This window comes from Micromonospora sp. NPDC049645 (assembly GCF_040675155.1).
In the GTDB taxonomy this organism is placed as follows: Bacteria; Actinomycetota; Actinomycetes; order Mycobacteriales; family Micromonosporaceae; genus Micromonospora.
On the sequence record NZ_JBFAOI010000021.1, the window covers coordinates 39,340 to 58,232 of the forward strand.

The 18,893-nt window shown below is 70.5% G+C and carries 18 protein-coding genes and 1 pseudogene; 12 read left to right on the forward strand and 7 right to left on the reverse strand.

Annotated elements, in window-relative coordinates; translation table 11 throughout:
- Positions 1–20: 20 nt before the first annotated feature.
- Positions 21–701, reverse strand: coding sequence for a GntR family transcriptional regulator (locus AB0J33_RS29115; protein WP_363617968.1), 681 nt, complete (start codon positions 699–701; stop codon positions 21–23).
- A 69-nt stretch (positions 702–770) separates the two neighbouring features.
- Here AB0J33_RS29115 and AB0J33_RS29120 point away from each other — a divergent pair, with 69 nt between their 5' ends.
- Positions 771–1,487: a YoaK family protein gene (locus tag AB0J33_RS29120; RefSeq protein WP_363617970.1), complete on the forward strand. Its 717-nt coding sequence runs from the start codon at positions 771–773 to the stop codon at positions 1,485–1,487.
- A 3-nt stretch (positions 1,488–1,490) separates the two neighbouring features.
- On the opposite strand, the gene AB0J33_RS29125 is transcribed toward AB0J33_RS29120, so the two are convergent.
- Genes AB0J33_RS29125 through AB0J33_RS29140 form a run of 4 tightly spaced genes read right to left on the reverse strand, consistent with a single transcriptional unit; the run spans position 1,491 to position 4,720 of the window.
- Positions 1,491–2,117: a response regulator transcription factor gene (locus AB0J33_RS29125; protein WP_363617972.1), complete on the reverse strand. Its 627-nt coding sequence runs from the start codon at positions 2,115–2,117 to the stop codon at positions 1,491–1,493.
- The gene (locus tag AB0J33_RS29130) at positions 2,114–3,349 is read right to left on the reverse strand and encodes a histidine kinase (protein WP_363617974.1); all 1,236 of its coding nucleotides are present in this window, start codon (positions 3,347–3,349) and stop codon (positions 2,114–2,116) included. The genes AB0J33_RS29125 and AB0J33_RS29130 overlap by 4 nt, the downstream gene beginning before the upstream one ends.
- Positions 3,350–3,359: 10 nt before the next feature.
- Complete coding sequence (locus AB0J33_RS29135; RefSeq protein WP_363617976.1) at positions 3,360–3,797, reverse strand: ABA4-like family protein; 438 nt, start codon at positions 3,795–3,797, stop codon at positions 3,360–3,362.
- Complete coding sequence (locus tag AB0J33_RS29140; RefSeq protein ID WP_363617978.1) at positions 3,794–4,720, reverse strand: hypothetical protein; 927 nt, start codon at positions 4,718–4,720, stop codon at positions 3,794–3,796. Before AB0J33_RS29140 ends, AB0J33_RS29135 begins: the two co-directional genes overlap by 4 nt.
- A 167-nt stretch (positions 4,721–4,887) precedes the next feature.
- Between AB0J33_RS29140 and AB0J33_RS29145 the strand changes: the two genes are divergently transcribed.
- Both AB0J33_RS29145 and AB0J33_RS29150 read left to right on the forward strand, forming a co-directional pair.
- A complete protein-coding gene (locus tag AB0J33_RS29145) occupies positions 4,888–5,640 on the forward strand; it encodes a glyoxalase (protein WP_363617980.1) in 753 nt (250 codons plus the stop codon).
- Between the two features lie 203 nt (positions 5,641–5,843).
- Positions 5,844–7,016 carry a beta-propeller fold lactonase family protein gene (locus tag AB0J33_RS29150; protein WP_363617982.1) on the forward strand — a complete coding sequence of 391 codons (1,173 nt, stop codon included), beginning with the start codon at positions 5,844–5,846 and terminating at the stop codon, positions 7,014–7,016.
- Positions 7,017–7,112: 96 nt separating this feature from the next.
- On the opposite strand, the gene AB0J33_RS29155 is transcribed toward AB0J33_RS29150, so the two are convergent.
- Entirely contained in the window at positions 7,113–7,415 is a 303-nt protein-coding gene (locus AB0J33_RS29155; protein ID WP_363617984.1) for a helix-turn-helix transcriptional regulator, read from the reverse strand.
- Between the two features lie 65 nt (positions 7,416–7,480).
- On the opposite strand from AB0J33_RS29155, the gene map reads away from it, so the two are divergent.
- Complete coding sequence (gene map, locus AB0J33_RS29160; protein ID WP_363617986.1) at positions 7,481–8,254, forward strand: type I methionyl aminopeptidase; 774 nt, start codon at positions 7,481–7,483, stop codon at positions 8,252–8,254.
- A gap of 177 nt (positions 8,255–8,431) precedes the next feature.
- Here the strand turns inward: map and AB0J33_RS29165 are convergent, their stop codons facing one another.
- Positions 8,432–9,172, reverse strand: coding sequence for a 3-oxoacyl-ACP reductase family protein (locus AB0J33_RS29165; RefSeq protein ID WP_363617988.1), 741 nt, complete (start codon positions 9,170–9,172; stop codon positions 8,432–8,434).
- Positions 9,173–9,330: 158 nt separating this feature from the next.
- Here AB0J33_RS29165 and AB0J33_RS29170 point away from each other — a divergent pair, with 158 nt between their 5' ends.
- The 8 genes and pseudogenes from AB0J33_RS29170 to AB0J33_RS29205 form a co-directional block, all read left to right on the forward strand.
- Positions 9,331–9,879: a TetR/AcrR family transcriptional regulator gene (locus AB0J33_RS29170; protein WP_363617990.1), complete on the forward strand. Its 549-nt coding sequence runs from the start codon at positions 9,331–9,333 to the stop codon at positions 9,877–9,879.
- Between the two features lie 127 nt (positions 9,880–10,006).
- Positions 10,007–10,681 (forward strand): annotated as a pseudogene (locus tag AB0J33_RS29175) (CDP-alcohol phosphatidyltransferase family protein); the annotation flags it as partial.
- Positions 10,682–10,974: 293 nt separating this feature from the next.
- Complete coding sequence (locus tag AB0J33_RS29180) at positions 10,975–12,630, forward strand: sulfatase-like hydrolase/transferase (protein WP_363617992.1); 1,656 nt, start codon at positions 10,975–10,977, stop codon at positions 12,628–12,630.
- A gap of 40 nt (positions 12,631–12,670) precedes the next feature.
- Positions 12,671–13,495, forward strand: coding sequence for an FkbM family methyltransferase (locus AB0J33_RS29185; protein ID WP_363617994.1), 825 nt, complete (start codon positions 12,671–12,673; stop codon positions 13,493–13,495).
- A gap of 105 nt (positions 13,496–13,600) precedes the next feature.
- On the forward strand, positions 13,601–14,020 hold the full coding sequence (locus AB0J33_RS29190) for an ASCH domain-containing protein (RefSeq protein WP_363617996.1): 420 nt from the start codon (positions 13,601–13,603) through the stop codon (positions 14,018–14,020).
- Between the two features lie 50 nt (positions 14,021–14,070).
- Positions 14,071–14,868 (forward strand): PrsW family intramembrane metalloprotease, encoded by a 798-nt coding sequence (locus tag AB0J33_RS29195; RefSeq protein WP_363617998.1) that lies wholly within the window; start codon positions 14,071–14,073, stop codon positions 14,866–14,868.
- 147 nt (positions 14,869–15,015) lie between these two features.
- Complete coding sequence (gene fdh, locus AB0J33_RS29200; RefSeq protein WP_363618000.1) at positions 15,016–18,291, forward strand: formate dehydrogenase; 3,276 nt, start codon at positions 15,016–15,018, stop codon at positions 18,289–18,291.
- 3 nt (positions 18,292–18,294) lie between these two features.
- A partial coding sequence (locus tag AB0J33_RS29205) for a 4Fe-4S dicluster domain-containing protein (RefSeq protein ID WP_363618002.1) occupies positions 18,295–18,893 on the forward strand: 599 nt, incomplete at its 3' end.

Here is an 18,893-nt window from a genome sequence, read left to right on the forward strand (position 1 = left end):
GCCGACCCGCCACGCGGCCGTCAGCGGGTGCCGTAGCCGCCTTCGGCGTTCTCGAACGCCGCGGCGGAGGCCGCGTCGAGGTGGTCGAGGGCGGCCCGCTCGGCGCGGTCGCCGTCGCCCGACTCGATGGCGTCGACGAGCTGGATGTGCTCGGCCCACGAGTGTGGCGCGCGTTCGGCCGCGCCGAGCCGGAAGACCCACTGGACATGGAGGTAGAGCGACTTGGCGATCGACGACAGCCAGGGGTTTCCGCTGATCTGGAGGATGCGCAGGTGCAGGGTGCTGTTCAGCTCGGCGACCCGGGCCAGGTCCTGCCGCTGCGTCGCCTCGCGGCCCTGCTCCAGCAGGGCACGCAGGGACGCCACGTCCGCCGCGGTGGCCCGTTCGGCGGCCAACCGGGCGGCCAGCGCCTCCAGGCGCTCGCGCACGGCGAACATGTCGGCGATGGTCCCACTGCTCGGTGAGGCGACGACCGCCCCCCGGCGGGGGAGGATCACCACGAACCCCTCTGCCTCGGCGACCCGCAGTGCCTCCCGGACGGGGTTGCGGGAGACACCGAAGTCCTCGGCGAGCCGGTCCTCGGTCAGCCGTTCACCGGGCAGGTAGTCGCCGTCGATGATGGCGGTCCGCAGCGCGGCGAGGACCTGATCGCGTAGCGGCAGGTGTTGCGCGCCGAGCTTGTCCCGCAGGTCTTCAGCCACTTGTCGCCTCTCCGTGAACGTGTCGGGACAAAGTGTATACGAAGAACAATCATTGGAAGGTGGCCGACAGTGTCGAGCACAGCGCCCCGCGTCACCCGCCCCCGCGTCGCTCCCCACCGGGACGAGCGCCTGCTGCGGCGACGGCACTCACTCGTCGTCGTCCTCACCTTCCTGACCGGGAGCGCCGACGCCCTCGGCTTCCTCTCCCTCGGCGGCGCCTTCGCCAGCGTGATGACCGGCAACATGGTCCTGCTCGGACTCTCCGCCGGCCGGGGCGAGGCCGACCTGGCCCTGACGTCGGGCTGCGCCATCGCCAGCTTCATCGTGGGCGTCCTCGCGGGCGCCCGCGTCGTCGGCTCGGCCCAGCCCGACGACCCGGTCTGGCCACGGCGGGTCACCTGGGCGCTGGTCCTGGAGCTGACGGTGTTCGTCGTGTTCGCCGTCGTCTGGGAGCTAACCCTCGGCGCCCCCGACGCACGTGTGCACCTGGCGCTGTTGATGCTGTCCGCGGTCGCGCTGGGCGTGCAGAGCAGCGCGATCCAACGCTTCGGCGTGTCCGGCCTGTCCTCCACGTACCTGACCGGCACGCTCACCAGCCTGATCGCCGGCGTCGCCGCGCGCAGCCCGTGGGGCACCCTGCGCCCCAAGGCTCAGGTGCTGCTGGCCCTCATGGTCGGCGCTTCGGTCGGCGCCCTGGTCGCCCTGCACCTGCCGGTCGTCGCCCCGGCGCTGCTGATCGTGCCGCTGCTGCTCGTCATCCTGGTGTCCGCGCGGTTGCGGGCCTGAGCGTCACACCCCGCGGGCGGACAGGGCGAGGCGTACCCGGTTGGGGCTGTCGGTCTTGGTCATCAGACTGGTGATGTGGGTCTTCACCGTTGTCACACCGATGTGCAGCCGATCGGCGATCTCGGTGTTGGACAGGCCCTCGGCGACCAGATCGAGCACGTCTCGTTCCCGGGCGGTCAGACCCGGCAGGGCCGGGGGCGACTCGGGGCGGGCGTGCACCGCGCGCCGCACGAGGCGGCGCAACACCTCCGGGCTGAACGGGCTGTCCCCGACCGCGGCCCGGCGGATGCCGTCCAGCAACTCGGTCGGGGGCGCGTCCTTGAGCAGGAACCCGCAGGCGCCGGCGGTCAGGGCGGGGTAGAGGTGGTCGTCGTCGCCGAACGTGGTCAGCACCAGGATGCGGGTGCCGGGCCGTTCGGCGAGGATCCGGCTGGTCGCGGTGATCCCGTCCACGCCGGGCATGCGCAGGTCCATGACCACGACGTCGGGGAGGAGCCGCCCGGCCAGCGCGATCGCCTCCCGGCCGTTGTCGGCCTCCCCGACGACCTCGATGTCGGGTTGGGCGTCGCAGAGCATGCGCAGCCCGGCTCGGATGAGGTGCTGGTCGTCGACCAGCAGCACCCGGATCACGCCGACTCCGGCGCGGGTGATCCGACGGAGGCCGCGCGGTCCCGGGGCATTGACCGGGCGGACGGCACGGCGGCGGGCAGCACCGTACGCACCCGCCAACCGGTGCCGGTCGGCCCCGCCTCCAGCTGGCCACCGAGGACCTCGACGCGTTCGCGCATCCCGGTGATGCCGTGCCCGCCACCGGCCGGCGCCCCCGTCGGCGCCGCACCGCGCCCGTCGTTGGTGACCTCCCAGTGCACGCAGCCGTCCCGAACGGCGACCACGAGGCGCGCGAGCGCGGGCGCTCCGGCGTGTTTGGCCACGTTGGTCAGTGCCTCCTGGGTCAGTCGCAGCACCGCCATGCCGCGAACCGCGTCGAGTGAACCGATCGCCGGGTCGAGGTCGGCCTCCACGGTGACACCCGCCTGACGGGCCCGGTCGATGGACGCGCCGATCGCCGCCGGCAGCGCGGCGGGTTCGATCGCGGTCAGCGCCGCGTCACCGCGTACCCCATCGGGGTTGCGTAGCACCGCGACCAGCCGGCGCAGCTCGGCGAGGGCCGCGGTGCCGGTGCCGTGCACGTCGTCGAAGACCTCGCCGGCCCGGGGGTCCAGGTCGGTGAGCACGTGCCGGGCCACCCCGACCCGCAGGACCATCGACGCCACGTGGTGCGCGACGACGTCGTGCAGCTCGCGGGCGATGGCGCTGCGCTCGTCGGCGCGGGCGGCGCGGCTCTCCGACTCGTGCTGGCGCTGCTCGGCCCTGGCCCGCTCCACGGCCTGCCGACTCAGCTCCCGGTTGGCGCGGATGACGAGGCCGAGCAGCACCGGTACGCCGACCTCCAGGGCCAGCCCGACGACGCCGGAGGCGACCTGCCCGATCGGGTCGTCGATCGAGTCGAGCAGGTCGACCACGACCAACAGCGCGGCGGACAGCCAGATGGTCCGGGGGGCGCGTGCGCGCATGGTGACCTCGAGCAGCGCCCAACTCGCACCCACCTGGTTGATGGTGAAGTCGTCGACCAGGCAGATCGCGACCGCCAACAGGGCGGCCTGCGCCACCAGGTTGACCACCGGCCGGCGGTGCGCCGCCAGCGCCACGGCGAACGCGAGCACCGCGAGGATCCACTGTGTCGCCGTGGGCGTGCCGGCGGAGTGCGGGACGAGGAGCAGGTAGCCGACGCCGGTGAGGTCGAGCAGCGCCATCCGCACGAGCGTGTCCCGCATGTCGAACAGTCGCCCCGGCCAGCTCACGATGGTCAGCCTAGATGCCGGGATCGGCAGGCGACTGCCGCCACCGGGTGCGGACCGCGAGGTACGCGGCCAGGCCGAGCGGCCCGAGCAGGATGGTCAGCACCAGCACCGGAGCCATGACCAGCGCCGGCACCCCCCGTTCCCGACTGTCCAACCAGGCCCACCGGCCGACGAACAGGTCGAACGCGATCATGTGCGCCCAACCCGCCGACGCCCCGACGGAGGTGCCGAGCAGGTCGCGCACCCCGGCCAGGGTCGGCGACGCCACGGCCGGCAGTACCTCGCCGAGCGCCGGAAGCACCAGCAGCGCGTAGATCACCACGACCGGCAGCACGATCAGCGGCGAGGCGATGATCCGGGCGGTCCACGACCAGCGGGGCAGCAGGATCATCAGCGCCCAGAACGGCGCGGCCACTGCGAACGTCAGGGAGAACAGCGTCGCGGTCATGCGGCCAACGCTACTTCCGGGCGACGTCGGCGGGCCAGCACCAGACCGGTCGCGGTCGCCGTCGCCAGCACCAGGGCCGCGAGCGCGGCGAGCGTCACGACGTCCGGCCGCAGCAGCGGCTGGCCGCGCAGGGCCTGCCAGGTCAACAGCACGGTGAGTACGCCGTACGCGACGCCCGCGACGACCAGCAGCCGGACCTGGCGGCGCTCGTCCAGCCGGGTCACGAACCGGCGCAACAGGATCGCCAGCAGCGGCAGCGCCTGGAGGGCGTGCAGTCCCACGAAGTGCCCGATCCGCAGGTCGCCACCGGTGGTGCTCCAGCCGACCACCGGCAGCCCCGGCCCGCCGTCGGGGACGCCGACGCTGTGCGCCCCGCTGATCCCCTCGATCCCCGGGTCCTGCATCGGCAGCGCCATCGGCACCGCCGCGAGCATGCCCAGCAGGGACAGGCCGAGCCCCCACCCGACGGCGGTCGCGGCGACCCGATCGGGGATGCGCTGGATCAGGACCACGATCCCGATGACGAGGTGCGCGACGAACAACACCGTGATCGCCGCGCCCATCGCCGCGAACAGCGCGGCGTTCAGCGGGGTGGTGTCGTTGAAGTGGCTGGCCTGCCCGCGCAGCACCTGACCGACGATCCACGCGTTCTCGACGACCGCCACCGCCACGATGACGACGACCGCCCCCTCGGCGACCCGGCTGCGGCGCGGCAGCAGGGTGAGCATCCAGGCGAGCGTCGCGCCGTACAGCACGAAGGACACCGCGAACTTGAACGGCTTGAGCCAGATCGGCGCCCCACTGAGGACGCGCGGGTCGACCAGGACGCCGACCGCGGTGACGACGGCGAGCACCGCCATCACGGATACCAGGAACATCAGAGGGCGGTTTCCCTGCGCCGCCCGGCGCAACACGGAGGTCATGTCGTCGATGTTCGTGGCCGTGCCCGCCGGTCGCGTCCGACCCCGAGCCCCGGTCGCGGCCGGTGGTCGGAGCGCGCCTCCTCCCCGGGTAGGAGGGCAGAGCGTGTTGAACGCGCCGCCGGTGCTGGCAGAATGGCCGGCCTGCCGATGGGACGGGGGAGCGACAGGTGACGACCGACGAGGGCCAGGTTCGGGCGAACGAGACCATGGTGCCGCTGCTGCACTGCGCGGCGCCGGAGGAGACCGTCGCGTTCTGGCGGGCGTTGGGGTTCGAGGTGGCCTACGAGCAGCTCAAGCCGTACGTGTACCTGGCCTTCACCTGGAGTGGGTTCCAATTGCACTACGGCCCCGCGCCAAAGGACCTCGACCCGACGAAGGAGCAGTCCGGCGGCTGCCTGGTGATGGTGGACGCGGTCGCGGCGTACCACGCGATGTTCACCGAGGCGATGCGCCGCAGCTACGGCAAGGTGCTGGTCAAGGGTCTGCCGCGGATGACCCGTTACCGCGCCGGGGCGTCGCGGTTCAGCATCGTCGACCCGTCCGGCAACACCATCATCTTCATTCAGCGGGACGAGCCGAAGGGCCTGGAGTACGGCGGGTCGACGGAGCTTGAGGGGTTGGCCCGGGTGCTCGACAACGCGCGGATCCTGCGCGAGTTCAAGATGGACGACCGGGCCGCCTACCGGGCGCTCGACTCGGGCATGCGCCGCCGCGCCGAGGACGCGCCGGTGGTGGAGCAGGCGATGGCGCTGGCCGGCCTGATCGAGTTGGCGACCGCGTTGGAGAAGACCGACCAGGTGCCCGAGTGGGGTGCTCGCCTGCGCGCCCTGACGTTGACCGAGCCGGAACGCGTGCAGGTCAGGGGCTATGTCGCCGACCCGGCGCTCCTCGAACCGTGGTGGCGGCCGGACCCGACCTGATCGGCCCCGCCGAGTTCCGGCCCTGCCGCGTCGAAGGTCCGCTTTCGGGTAACCGACTTCTACGCGTACGTCAACGCATTCCCCCGCAACGGCATGAAATTACCCCTTTAGGGTAACCGTGACCAAGATGCCTACCTCCTCCGATAGCTTTCGAAGGAGAGGAAAACTCGTATTCCTCCCTTCGGGTGCGTAAGGAGTCAGAGATGAAGCGCAGTGTTGCGCTCGCGGCAGCCCTCCTGGCAGGTCTGACCAGCGTCGGATCGATCCCCGGGACCGCCTTCGCCGATGGCGGCGGCCCTGGACACCACGACGACCGCAAGGGGGGTGACTACCACCACGGCGACGAGGGCGCGGTCTTCGTCCAGACGAACAAGGCCGAGGGCAACACCATCAGGGTGTTCGACCGCGACGAGGACGGCCGTCTCACCAATGCCGGCGAGTACGAGACCGGCGGGCTGGGCGGCTTCACCATCGGTGCGCCGCTCGACGCGCTGGCCTCGCAGGGCTCCCTGGTCTACCACAAGGGAATGCTGTTCGCGGTCAACGCCGGCAGCAACACCGTCACCGTCTTCCGGGTCGAGGGCACCAAGCTGCACAAGCTCCAGGTCGTCTGGTCCGGCGGTCTGCTGCCGGTCAGCGTCGCGGCCCGGGGCGACCTCGTCTACGTCCTCAACGCCGGTGGCGAGGGCTCGGTGCAGGGCTTCGAGCTGAACAAGGGGCGCCTGTCCCGGATCGAGGACGCCAACCGGTCGCTCGGGCTGCACAACGGCAACCCGCCCGCGTTCGGGACCGCCCCGGCCCAGGTCAAGATCGACCCGGACAGCGAGTTCGTCCTGGTGTCCACGAAGGGCGCCAACGTGATGTTCAGCTACGAGATCGGTCGCGGCGGCAAACTGTCCCGCAACCCCGTCATCAGCGACGCGGGCAACACGCCGTTCGGCTTCACCTTCGACACCGAGGACTCGCTGCTGGTCACCGAGTCGGGTGCGAACGCGGTCAGCCGGTTCGAGCTGGAGGACGACGGCGCGCTCGACCAGGTCGGGCCGTCGGTCCCCAACGGCCAGCAGGCGCCGTGCTGGATCCAGCGCGTCGGCGACTTCTTCTTCGTCGCCAACGCCGGTAGCTCCACCATCAGCTCCTACCGGGTCGACGACGACGGCAAGCTCGAACTCGTCAAGGGCGTCGCCGTCGACACCGGCGGTGGCGCGATCGACATGACCACCAGCGACGGCTTTCTGTACGTGCAGAACCCCAACGCCGGCACCGTGCAGGGCTACGAGGTGGGCGAGGACGGGTCGCTGACGCTCGTCACCACCGTGGACGGTCTGCCGAAGTTCGCCGACGGCATCGGCATGGAGGGCATCGCCGCCTCCTGAGCGCACCACCCGCTGGTCCCGGTCGTCCACGACGACCGGGACCAGTCGCGTCCGGTCTGTCGCCGGTGGTCGCGCCGGGGGAGCCGGGGGTCGGGACTACGAGGCCAACCGCTCGCGCGCCGCGCGGGCCGGCCGGGAAAGTTCGGCCTCGCCGTCCGACTTGTTGATCTCCGACCAGACGGCGTCGAGGGAGAGGCCGAGCACGTCGGCGATCGCCGCGATGGTCGGGAAGGCGGGGGTGGCTATCCGGCCGGACTCGATCTTCCGAAGGGTCTCCGGCGAGACGCCCGCGTCCAGCGCGGTGAGGAGCATCGAACGCTCCCCCCGGGCTCGGCGCAGGAGGGCGCCCAGGCGCTGTCCGCGTTCGAGCTCGGCGGGGGTGAGCGGCAACCTGACCATGCTCCGATTCTAGTACCGGGATAATATGGCCGGGATACTTATTGGTCGCCCGAGGAAGGCGCTGCATGATCGAGATCCTGAGCCCCACCGACGTGCTGCGAGCGAAGGACACCGGCGCGCTGGTCGCCGGCATCCTGCAGACACTCAAGAGCCGTTGCGTGGTCGGCACCAACCTCCTGGACATCGACCGGTGGGCGCAGGCCATGATCGTCGAGGCTGGGGCGCAGTCCTGCTACGTCGACTACGAGCCGTCCTTCGGGCGCGGGCCGTTCGGCCACTACATCTGCACGTCGGTGAACGACGCCGTGCTGCACGGGCTGCCGTACGACTACCCGCTCGCCGACGGTGATCTGCTCTCGCTGGACCTCGCCGTCTCCCTGGGCGGGGTCGTCGCGGACTCCGCCATCAGCTTCATCGTGGGTGACACCCGGCCCCCGGAGAGCGTCGCGTTGATCGACGCGACCGAGCGCGCACTGGCAGCGGGGATCGCCGCGGCCGGCCCGGGCGTTCCCATCGGTGACATCTCCCATGCCATCGGCACGGTCCTCAGCGCGTCGGGATATTCGATCAACACCGAGTTCGGCGGTCACGGCGTCGGATCGACGATGCACCAGGACCCGCACGTCTCCAACACGGGGCGGCCCGGTCGCGGATACCGGCTGCGGCCGGGGCTGCTGCTGGCACTGGAGCCGTGGGTCATGGCGGACACCGCCACGCTCGTCACCGACGCCGACGGTTGGACGCTCCGCAGCGCGACCGGCTGCCGAACCGCGCACAGCGAGCACACCATCGCCGTCACCGAGGACGGCGTCGAGGTGCTCACCCTGCCGACGCCCTGATGATCCCGGCGACGTTCCCGACCTCGGGCCTCCGTGTCGTGCGCGGACGGTCAGCGGGCGAACAGGCTCGACCCGGCGCTCCGTCGGTGCACGGCACGTCGTTCAGCCCGCCATGAGGCGCAGCCCGACGATGCCCGCGACGGCGACGCCTACGGCGCCGATGCCGAGGTGTCCACCTCAGGCGTTCGAGCCGCCGTCCACGGTGATGGATGCCCCAGTTATCTGGCGGCCGCCGGGGCCCGCGAGGAAGGCGACCGTGTTGGCGATGTCAGCCGGGTCGCCATAGCGGCCGAGCGGGATCAGGGCGATCTCGTCGGCCGCGGTCTCGCCGTCGGCCGGGTTCATGTCGGTGTCGGTGGAACCGGGATGCACGAGGTTGGCGGTGATTCCGCGCTCACCGACGTCGCGCGCCAGGCCCCTGGTGAAGCCGGTGAGCGCGGACTTGCTCATCGAGTAGAGGGCCATCCCGGGGTACGGCACGCGCTCGGACAGGCTGCTCCCGATCGAGATGATGCGACCACCCCTGGTCATGTGTCGGACGGCGGCCTGGCTCGCCAGGTACACCGCGCGGGTGTGGATGCCCAGGGTCAGGTCGACGTCCTCCAGGGACACGTCATCGATCAGCCCGTACCGGTAGACCCCGGCGTTGTTGACGAGAATGTCTAGTCGCCCGAACTCCTCCTTCGTCTGGTCCACCGCCCCGATCACCGCGGCGGCGTCGGCACTGTCAGCGGCGATGACGACGCCACGCCTGCCATGGGCCCTGATCTGCTCGGCCACTTCGTGGGCGCGTTCCTCCGCGTTGACGTAGGTGATCGCCACGTCGGCCCCCAACTCGGCCAGGCGCAGGGCGATGGCCGCCCCGATCCCCCGACTGCCTCCGGTCACGAGCGCCGCCTTGCCACCAAGCTCCGACACGTCGCCTCATTTCTGTGTTGGTCGATACATAAACACTAGCGGCTAGCCTGTCCCTGTCAACACATTCCTTGTTGGTTGACACAGAAATGGGGGTGGTGGCCGTGGCGGGTCGCGGCAGACCGCGGGCCTTCGACCGCACGACGGCACTACGTCGCGCCATGACCGTGTTCTGGGAACGCGGCTACGCGGGCACGTCGATGACCGACCTCACCGAGGCGATGGGCATCGGCTCCCCGAGCCTGTACGCCGCGTTCGGCTCGAAGGAGCAGCTTTTCCGGGAAGCCCTGGCCTACTACGACGAGACCGAAGGGGCTGCGGCGACCAAGGCGCTGCGGGAGGGGACAACAGCGCGGGCAGCCGTCGCCGAAGCGCTGCGGATCAACGTCGAGGTCTGTTCCGACCCGGCGAAGCCGCGCGGCTGCATGATCGTGTTGTCGGCCACCACCAACACCGACGACAACCCACGCCTGCGCGACTACCTCCGGGAGCTGAGCCTGGGCAACGAACGGGCGTTCCGTGAACGGGTCGAGCGCGGCGTCGCCGACGGCGACGTCCCTGCCCACGCCGATGTCGATGCCATCGCGAGTTTCTACGACGCGGTGATGCAGGGCATGTCGCTGCAGGCCCACAACGGAGCCTCCCGTGCCGCGTTGGCCCGCGTCGCCGAGGGCGCCATCGCCGCCTGGGAGACGCTGACCCTCCGGTAGGTCCGGCGCGCCCTCGACCGGCGGCGGCGCGGCTCGCGAGTCGCTGACCTGCGTTCAGAATGAACCGATCGGTCATATTTTCCGTGATGACGGTCAGGGTCACCCACACCAGAGTCGCGGAGGCACGATGTCAGGGGTTCGAACCGGTCCGGTCGTCGGACTGCTCGTGCAGGTCGTCGTGCTGGCGGTGCTCGCCGGGACGGTCGGTCTGGGCACGGCGGGGTGGGTGGCCGGGCTGACGTACGGGGTGGTCCTGTGCGCCCTGCTCGGCCGGGGCATGTCCCGCTCCGGCGCGGGTGGCCTGAGCCCGGCCGACCGGGTGACCCTGAGCCGGGCGATCCTCGTCGGTGGCGTGACGGCCCTGGCCGCCGACTCGTTCGGCCGGTCGGCGCCGGTCACGGTGATGGTCGTGCTCACCAGCGTGGCGCTGGCCCTCGACGCGGTGGACGGGTACACGGCTCGACGCACCGGGACCACCAGCGAGCTCGGCGCGCGCTTCGACATGGAGATCGATTCCATCCTGGTCCTGGTGCTCTGCCTGCACGTGGCCCCCGCGGTGGGTGGCTGGGTGCTCGTGATCGGCGCGATGCGCTACGTCTTCGTCGCCGCGAGCTGGGTGTTGGGCTGGATGCGCGGATCCCTCCCGCCGCGCTACTGGCGCAAGGTCGTCGCCGCGATCCAGGGCGTGGTGCTGACGGTGGCGATGAGCGACCTGCTGCCCGGGGCGCTGACGACCATCGTGCTGCTGGCGTCGGTGGCGCTGCTGGTCGAGTCGTTCGGGCGCGACGTCGCCTGGCTCTGGACGACCCGCGACCTGCGCGGCACCGTCAGCGACGACGCGCCGGCGGCGCTGGCCCAGGTGGGCGGCGCGGTGAGCCACAGTGTCCCGACCGCCGGGGCGGGGTTGGTCGGGTTCGGCTCGGGAAAGACCGATGGGCTGGCCTGGGCGGACCGCCCCACGGTGTCCGTGGCCCGACGCGGGATCGCCCGCGTCTGAGCCGTCCTGGATGCCCGCACCATCAGTGATCATGGAAGGATGCCGGGTTGTCGCTCATGACGCGCGTACGTCAGCTGCCGAGCCAGGGACGGAGGGCGATGAGGAACGAACCCTCGGCCGGTGCCGCCGGCGGCGCCGACGTCGAAGGCCAGCCGAAACGCTCCATCGTGGCCCGGCTGACGACCGTCCTGGCCGCGCTGCTCGTGCTGCTCGCCCTCACCGTGCCGTACGACTTCGGCCGCCTCGCCCCGGCGGCGTTCGTGCGGATCCCCCTGGAGGCGCTGCTCGTGGTGGCCCTCCTGCTCGCCCTGCCGTCGCGTGGCAGCCGACTGGTCGCGACGCTCGCCGGCGTGGCCCTCGGCCTGCTCGGCCTGCTGAAGCTGCTCGATCTGGGGTTCTCCGCCTCGCTCAGCCGGGCGTTCGACCCCGTGCTCGACTGGGCGCTCGTCGACGAGGGGTTCGCCTTCCTCAGCGAGTCCTACGGTCGGCCCGCCGCCGTCGGCGCCGCGATCACCCTGGCGGTGGTGGTCGTGGGCCTGCCCACCCTGGTCACGCTGTCGCTGCGGCGACTGCGGCCACTGCTGGTCCGGCACCGCACCGCGACCACCCGGATCGTGGCCGCGCTGGTGGTCGTCTGGGTGGCCTGCGCGGCGTTCAACGTACGGGTGGCCGAGGGCGTCCCGGTCGCCGACACGTCCGCGACCACCCTGGCCAACGGCCACGGCTTCCAGGTACGCCTCCGCCTCGACGACCGGGAGACGTTCGGCGCCCTGATCGAGGCCGACAGGTTCGGCGACACCCCGGGTGACCAGCTTCTGACCGCGCTGCGGGGCAAGAACGTGGTGGTCGCCTTCGTGGAGAGCTACGGCCGGGACGCCGTCGAGGACCCGGAGTTCGCGCCGCAGGTCGGCGCGGTCCTGGACAGCGGCACCATTCGACTCGGCGCGGCGGGTTTCGCCGCGCAGAGCGGCTTTCTCACCTCACCGACGTTCGGCGGCGGCAGTTGGCTCGCGCACGACACACTGCTCTCCGGCCTCTGGATCGACAACGACCAGCGACACCGCACCCTGCTGGCCAGTGATCGGATGACCCTCAACGGCGCCTTCCGACGGGCCAACTGGCAGACCGTGGGCGTCATGCCCGCCGTCACCAGAGCGTGGCCGGAGGGCTCCTTCTTCGGCTACGACCGGTTCTACAACGCCAAGACGCTCGCGTACGGTGGCCCGAAGTTCAGCTTCGGCACCCCGCCCGACCAGTACACCCTGGCCAGCTGGCGGCGCCTGGAGCAGGCGAAGCGCGACGGCAACGTGATGACGGAGTTGGCGCTGGTGTCGAGTCACGCACCCTGGACGCCCGTTCCGCCGTTGCTGGACTGGGACAGCGTCGGCGACGGCGCGGTCTTCCGGGGGGCCGCCCGTGGCACGTCCGACGACCGGCGCCGCAACACCGCCCAGATCCGGGCGGACTACCGGAAGTCCATCGAGTACACGCTCGGCGCGCTCATCTCGTACGTGCAGACCTACGGCGACGACGATCTCGTGTTCATCTTCCTCGGTGACCACCAGCCCGCCGCGGTCGTCACCGGCGAGAACGCCAGCCACGACGTGCCCATCTCGATCATCACCCGGGACCGGGCCGTGCTGGACAAGATATCCGGGTGGGGCTGGCAGGACGGGCTGCGGCCGGGACCACAGGCACCGGTCTGGCGGATGGACAGCTTCCGGGACCGCTTCCTGACCGCCTTCGGACCGTAACCCCGGCCACCTCGCGTCTCTCACCGACGGGACCACACAGATGACGGCTCTCACCGACACCAGGATCGCGGCGCTGCGCGCCGACCCGGCCCTGTCCCTCCTGTACCGGTCGTTGGAGGTCTACTACGGCGATCCCGAGCGGGACGCGAGGATGGACGCCTTCTACTCCCGCTTCGTCGGCACCGGGGACCTCGTCTTCGACATCGGCTCCCATGTCGGCGACCACATCGGCAGCTTCCGCCGCCTGGGCGCCCGGGTCGTCGCCGTGGAACCACAACCGCTGTGCCTGCGCGCCCTGAAGGCGATCTACGCCGACGACGACCAGGTGACGCTTGTCGAGGCCGCGTGTGGCGCCGTTCCCGGGCGTACCCGGTTGCACGTCAACTCCGCCAACCCCACCGTGTCCAGCGCCTCGCCCGACTTCGTGCGGGCGGCGGAGGGCGCGGGCGGGTGGGAGGGCCAGGTGTGGGACGGCGACATCGAGGTCCCGGTAGTCACCGTCGACGCGCTGATCGAGGCGTACGGCGTGCCGGCCTTCGCCAAGATCGACGTGGAGGGTTTCGAGGACGAGGTGCTGGCCGGCCTGAGCCGCCCGCTGCCCGCGCTCTCGTTCGAGTTCACCACCATCGCGCGGGCGGTGGCCGACCGGTGTCTCGACCGACTGACCGCGCTCGGCTTCGACGGCTTCGACGTCGCGCTCGGCGACGACAAGTCGATGACGTTCCAGCGTTGGGTCTCCGCCGACGAGATGGCGGCACACCTGCGCGACCTGCCGCACGAGGCGAACTCCGGCGACGTGTACTGCGTGTCCCGCGACAGCTGGACGAGTACCTCCTCACCTGGCCGGGCTGTTCGGTGGCGGTGACCGTCCGTCACGTTCGGCGGGGCGGATGCGGTAGAGGACGGTATGACTCAGCGGCATAATTATGCCGCTGAGTCATACGAGGTTCAGATCCCGTAGCCTCCGCGCATGAAGCTCGACGATCTTCCGCTTGCCGAGTTCGCGTTTCCGGGGCCGTTGCGGGACACGCTCGTCGCCGCGATCCTGTCCGGAGCGAAAACCTCGACGACCGGCCTGCTGATCGGGTACGAGTGCGCCAACGAGCCGTTGCCCGAGGTGGGGCAGCGCTCCGCCGTCGTGGACTCCGCGGGCCGGCGGGTCGCGGCCATCGAGCTGACCGACGTACGGGTGATCCGGCTCGCCGACGTCGACCTGCCACACGCTCTGGACGAGGGTGAGGGCGACGAGTCGGTGGCGCAGTGGCGCGCGGGGCACGAGGCGTTCTGGCACAGCGCCGAAGTACGCGCCGAACTGGGCGACAGTGACTTCACCGCCGATGACGACACCCTGGTGGTCACCCAACGCTTCCGGCTGGTGCACGTCGTCTGAGCCGCGTTGCCCGCTGGTCTTCGTGACCGGGATCCGCCAGACTGCGCGCTATGAGTGAGCGTTCGCGCCGGTGGGCGTGGGTGGCGGTCTTCGTTGTCGGTTTGGTCCTGTACCTGGCGGTGCTGCGGACCCTCGTCAGCACCAAGAATCCGAACTTCGTGCCGGCGTTGATCCTGCTCGGGGCGACGCTGGTGCCGCTGACGTTCCTGACGTTCGCGCAGGCCCGTACCGGGCGGTGGCAGGTGCCGGCGTCGGCGCTGGTGACGTCGGCGTTCTTCGGCGGTGTGATCGGCACGGTGGTCGCCGGCACCCTGGAGTACGACACCCTGCGCGGCCTCGGCGTTCTGCCGATGTTGTTCGTGGCGCTGATCGAGGAGTCGGCGAAGCTGATCGTGCCGGTGGTGCTGCTGTTCACGGTGGTGGCCCAGCATCGACGTCGGGTGCCCTCGGACGGGCTGGTCATCGGCGTCGCCGCCGGCATGGGGTTCGCCGCGCTGGAGACGATGGGTTACGCCTTCAGCGCGTTGTTGAGTTCGCAGGGCAACATCGGCGCGGTGGAGCAGACGCTGTTCATCCGTGGTCTGACCGCGCCCGCCGGTCACACCGCCTGGACCGGGCTGACCGCCGGCGCGCTCTGGGCGTTGCTGGCCAGCCCGAGCGTCCGCCGGCTGGTCGGGTTCATCGGCACGTTCCTGGGCGTCGTCGTCCTGCACACCCTCTGGGACACGTTCTCCGGCTCGCTGGTCTTCGTCGTGGTGGCGATCGTCAGCATCGGCTGGCTGTTCTGGGAGCTGCGCCGCTACCGCACCTTCGGCGAGCAGGGCGTCGCCCCACTCCAGCCGAGCTGAGCACCGCAATACACCATGCCCTCCCCGGTCTGCGTGAAAAGGGCCGGGGGAGGCGTCTCTCCGCTGATCTCGCTGCGACCGGGCTGGCATCTCGTCTACTGTCAGGCTGTTCACATTTGGTGTGATTAGTCGGAAAGGTGCGCAGCGATGGGGGTGCGGAGCTGGTTCGAGGGCTGGCCGGTCTACCGCCAGCTCACCGGCACCGACCCGCTGGGCCGGGGGACGGCGGCCGAATCGGCCGGGTCCCGGGCGCTCACCGCACGCACCGACACCGCCGACTCGATGGCCCGGTCCGTCTGCCCGTACTGCGCCGTTGGTTGCGGTCAGCGGGTGTACGTCAAGGACGGGCAGGTCACGCAGATCGAGGGTGACCCGGACAGTCCGATCTCGCGGGGTCGGCTGTGTCCGAAGGGCGCGGCCAGCAAGAGCCTGGTCACCAGCCCGCTGCGGCAGACGACGGTCCGCTACCGCCGGCCGTACGGCACCGAGTGGGAGGACCTCGACCTCGACACGGCGATGAACATGATCGCCGATCGGGTCCTGGCCGCCCGCGACGAGACCTGGGAGGACGTCGACGCCGAGGGCCGGCCACTCAACCGGACGCTGGGCATCTCCAGCCTGGGTGGGGCGACGCTGGACAACGAGGAGAACTACCTCATCAAGAAGTTGTTCACCGCGATGGGGGCGCTCCAGATCGAGAACCAGGCCCGTATTTGACACTCCGCCACCGTCCCCGGTCTGGGGACCAGCTTCGGTCGTGGCGGTGCCACGCAGTACCAGCAGGACCTGTCGAACTCCGACGTGATCGTCATCCAGGGTTCGAACATGGCCGAGGCGCACCCGGTGGGTTTCCAGTGGGTGATGGAGGCCAAGCGCAAGGGCGCGAAGGTCTTCCACGTCGACCCACGGTTCACCCGGACCAGCGCGCTGGCCGACTCGTACCTGCCGATCCGGGCGGGCACCGACATCGCGCTGCTCGGCGGGGTGATCCGCTACATCCTCGACAACGAGCTGGACTTCCGGGAGTACGTCGTGGCCTACACCAACGCCGCGACGATCGTGACCGAGGAGTACGCCGACACCGAGGACATGCACGGGCTCTTCTCCGGGTTCAACGATGACAACGCCACCTACGACCAGGCCAGTTGGCGCTACGAGGGCCACTCGCAGAATCAGACGACCCGCGACAGCGAGACGCAGCGGGAGACCGCGGCCGGGCTGGAGCACGAGTCGCACGGCGCGCCGGTCGGCGGCCAGACCGAACGCGACGAGACGTTGCAGCATCCGCGTTGCGTCTACCAGATCCTGAAGCGGCACTACGCCCGCTACACGCCGGAGATGGTGGAGCGGGTCTGCGGCATTCCCCAGGAGAAGTTCCTGGAGTTGGCGCAGGCGTGGACGGAGAACTCCGGCCGCGACCGCACCGGCATGCTCGTCTACTCGGTGGGTTGGACGCAGCACAGCGTGGGGGTGCAGTACATCCGCACCGGGGCGATCATCCAGCTGCTGCTGGGCAACGTGGGCCGCCCTGGTGGCGGGGTGATGGCCCTGCGCGGGCACGCCAGCATCCAGGGGTCCACCGACATCCCGACGCTGTTCAACCTGCTGCCCGGCTACCTGCCGATGCCGCACCACGCCGAACACCCGACCCTGGACAAGTGGGTGGACAGCATCCGCCATCCGGGGCAGAAGGGCTTCTGGGGCAACGCCCGCACCTACGGCGTCAACCTGCTCAAGGCGTACTGGGGTGATGCCGCCACCGCCGACAACGACTACTGCTACGGCTACATGCCGCGGATGACCGGTGATCACGGCACCTACCAGCAGGTGCTCGACATGATCGACGGGAAGATCAAGGGGTACTTCCTGCTCGGTCAGAACCCGGCGGTCGGCTCCGCGCACGGTCGGGCCCAGCGGCTCGGCATGGCCAACCTCGACTGGCTCGTGGTCCGGGACCTCTTCATGATCGAGAGCGCCACGTTCTGGAAGAACTCCCCGGAGATCGAGACCGGGGAGATCATGCCGCAGGAGTGCCGCACCGAGGTGTTCTTCCTGCCCGCCGCCTCACACGTGGAGAAGGAGGGCACCTTCACCCAGACGCAGCGCCTGTTGCAGTGGCGGGAGAAGGCCGTCGAGCCGCCAGGCGACGCCCGTTCCGAACTCTGGTTCTTCTACCACCTCGGGCGTGTCATCCGGGAACGGTTGGCGACGTCGACCAGGTCGCGCGACCGGGCGCTGCTCGACCTCGCCTGGGACTACCCCACGCACGGTCCGCACGCGGAGCCGAGCGCCGAGGCCGTGCTGCGCGAGATCAACGGGTACGACGTGACGACCGGCCGCCCACTGGCCTCGTTCACCGAGATGAAGGACGACGGCTCCACCGTCGGTGGCTGCTGGATCTACACCGGCGTGTACGCCGACGGCGTCAACCAGGCCGCCCGGCGCAAACCCGGCTCGGAGCAGACCCTGGTGGCCCCCGAGTGGGGCTGGGCGTGGCCGGCGAACCGCCGCATCCTCTACAACCGTGCCTCCGCCGACCCGGACGGCAACCCCTGGAGCGACCGCAAGCGCTACGTCTGGTGGGACGCGGAGAAGTCCGAGTGGACCGGTTACGACGTGCCGGACTTCGAGAAGACGAAACCGCCGTCGTACCGACCCGAGCACGACGCCTCGGGCGTGGCGGGCATCGCCGGCGACGACCCGTTCATCCTCCAGGGTGACGGCAAGGGCTGGCTGTACGCGCCCACCGGTGTGCTCGACGGGCCGCTGCCGACGCACTACGAGCCGGTCGAGTCGCCGGTGCGCAACCCGCTCTACCGGCAGCAGTCCAACCCGACCCGCAAGGTCTACACCCACCCGATCAACACGCTCAACCCGAGCCCGCCGGAGCCGTACAGCCAGGTGTTCCCGTACGTGTTCACGGTCAGCCGGCTCACCGAGCACCACACCGCCGGTGGGATGAGCCGGACCGTCTCGCCCCTCGCGGAGCTGCAACCGGAGATGTTCGTCGAGGTGTCCCCGGAACTTGCGGCCGAACGTCGGCTCGACCACCTGGGCTGGGCCCACCTGGTGACCGCCCGTGCGGCCATCGAGGCGAGGGTGCTGGTCACCGACCGGCTCACCCCGTTGCGGGTGGACGGTCGGATCATCCACCAGGTGTGGTTGCCGTACCACTTCGGTTTCGAGGGCCTGGTGACCGGCGACTCGGCCAACGACCTGTTCGGCATCAGCCTGGACCCGAACGTCCTGATCCAGGAGAGCAAGGTCGGCACCTGCGACATCCAGCCCGGCCGACGCCCCCGGGGCCTGGAGTTGCAGGAACTCGTCATCGACTACCGGCGACGGTCCGGGGATCTCAACCCGCACTACCCACCGCAGGTCACGACCGACTCCGCCGACAGCGGCCCGGACCAGGAGGTCTGACCCATGCCCCACGCCAACGCCCTGTACGGCCCGTTGGACCCGGCGCCGGACGCGGGCTACGAGAACGCGCCGCCGCGGATGGGGTTCTTCACCGACACCAGCGTCTGCATCGGTTGCAAGGCCTGCGAGGTCGCCTGCAAGGAGTGGAACGGTGTGCCGGAGAGCGGCCTGGACCTGCTGGGCATGTCGTACGACAACACCGGCGCGTTGACCGCGAACTCGTGGCGACACGTCGCGTTCGTCGAGCAGCCCCGTCGGGCCGGTGTGGCGACTCCGGCGTTCGAGGACAACCCGGACGGGCCGCCGATCAGCCCGGTGACGGCGGCGATGGGCGCGCGTACCCACACCGACACCGGCACCGACCCGGGCCTGCCCACCGGCTCGTCCGCGGCAGCGGCCCGGATGTCGGCCGGCCCGGAGTTCCTGGGCATGCCGGGGGCGCAGCCGCCGGGGCGGGGCACGGGCGTCGAGGGGCGCACGGATTTCCGGTGGTTGATGATGTCGGATGTCTGTAAGCACTGCACCCATGCGGCGTGTCTGGACGTGTGTCCGACGGGGTCGTTGTTCCGGACGGAGTTCGGCACGGTGGTGGTGCAGGAGGA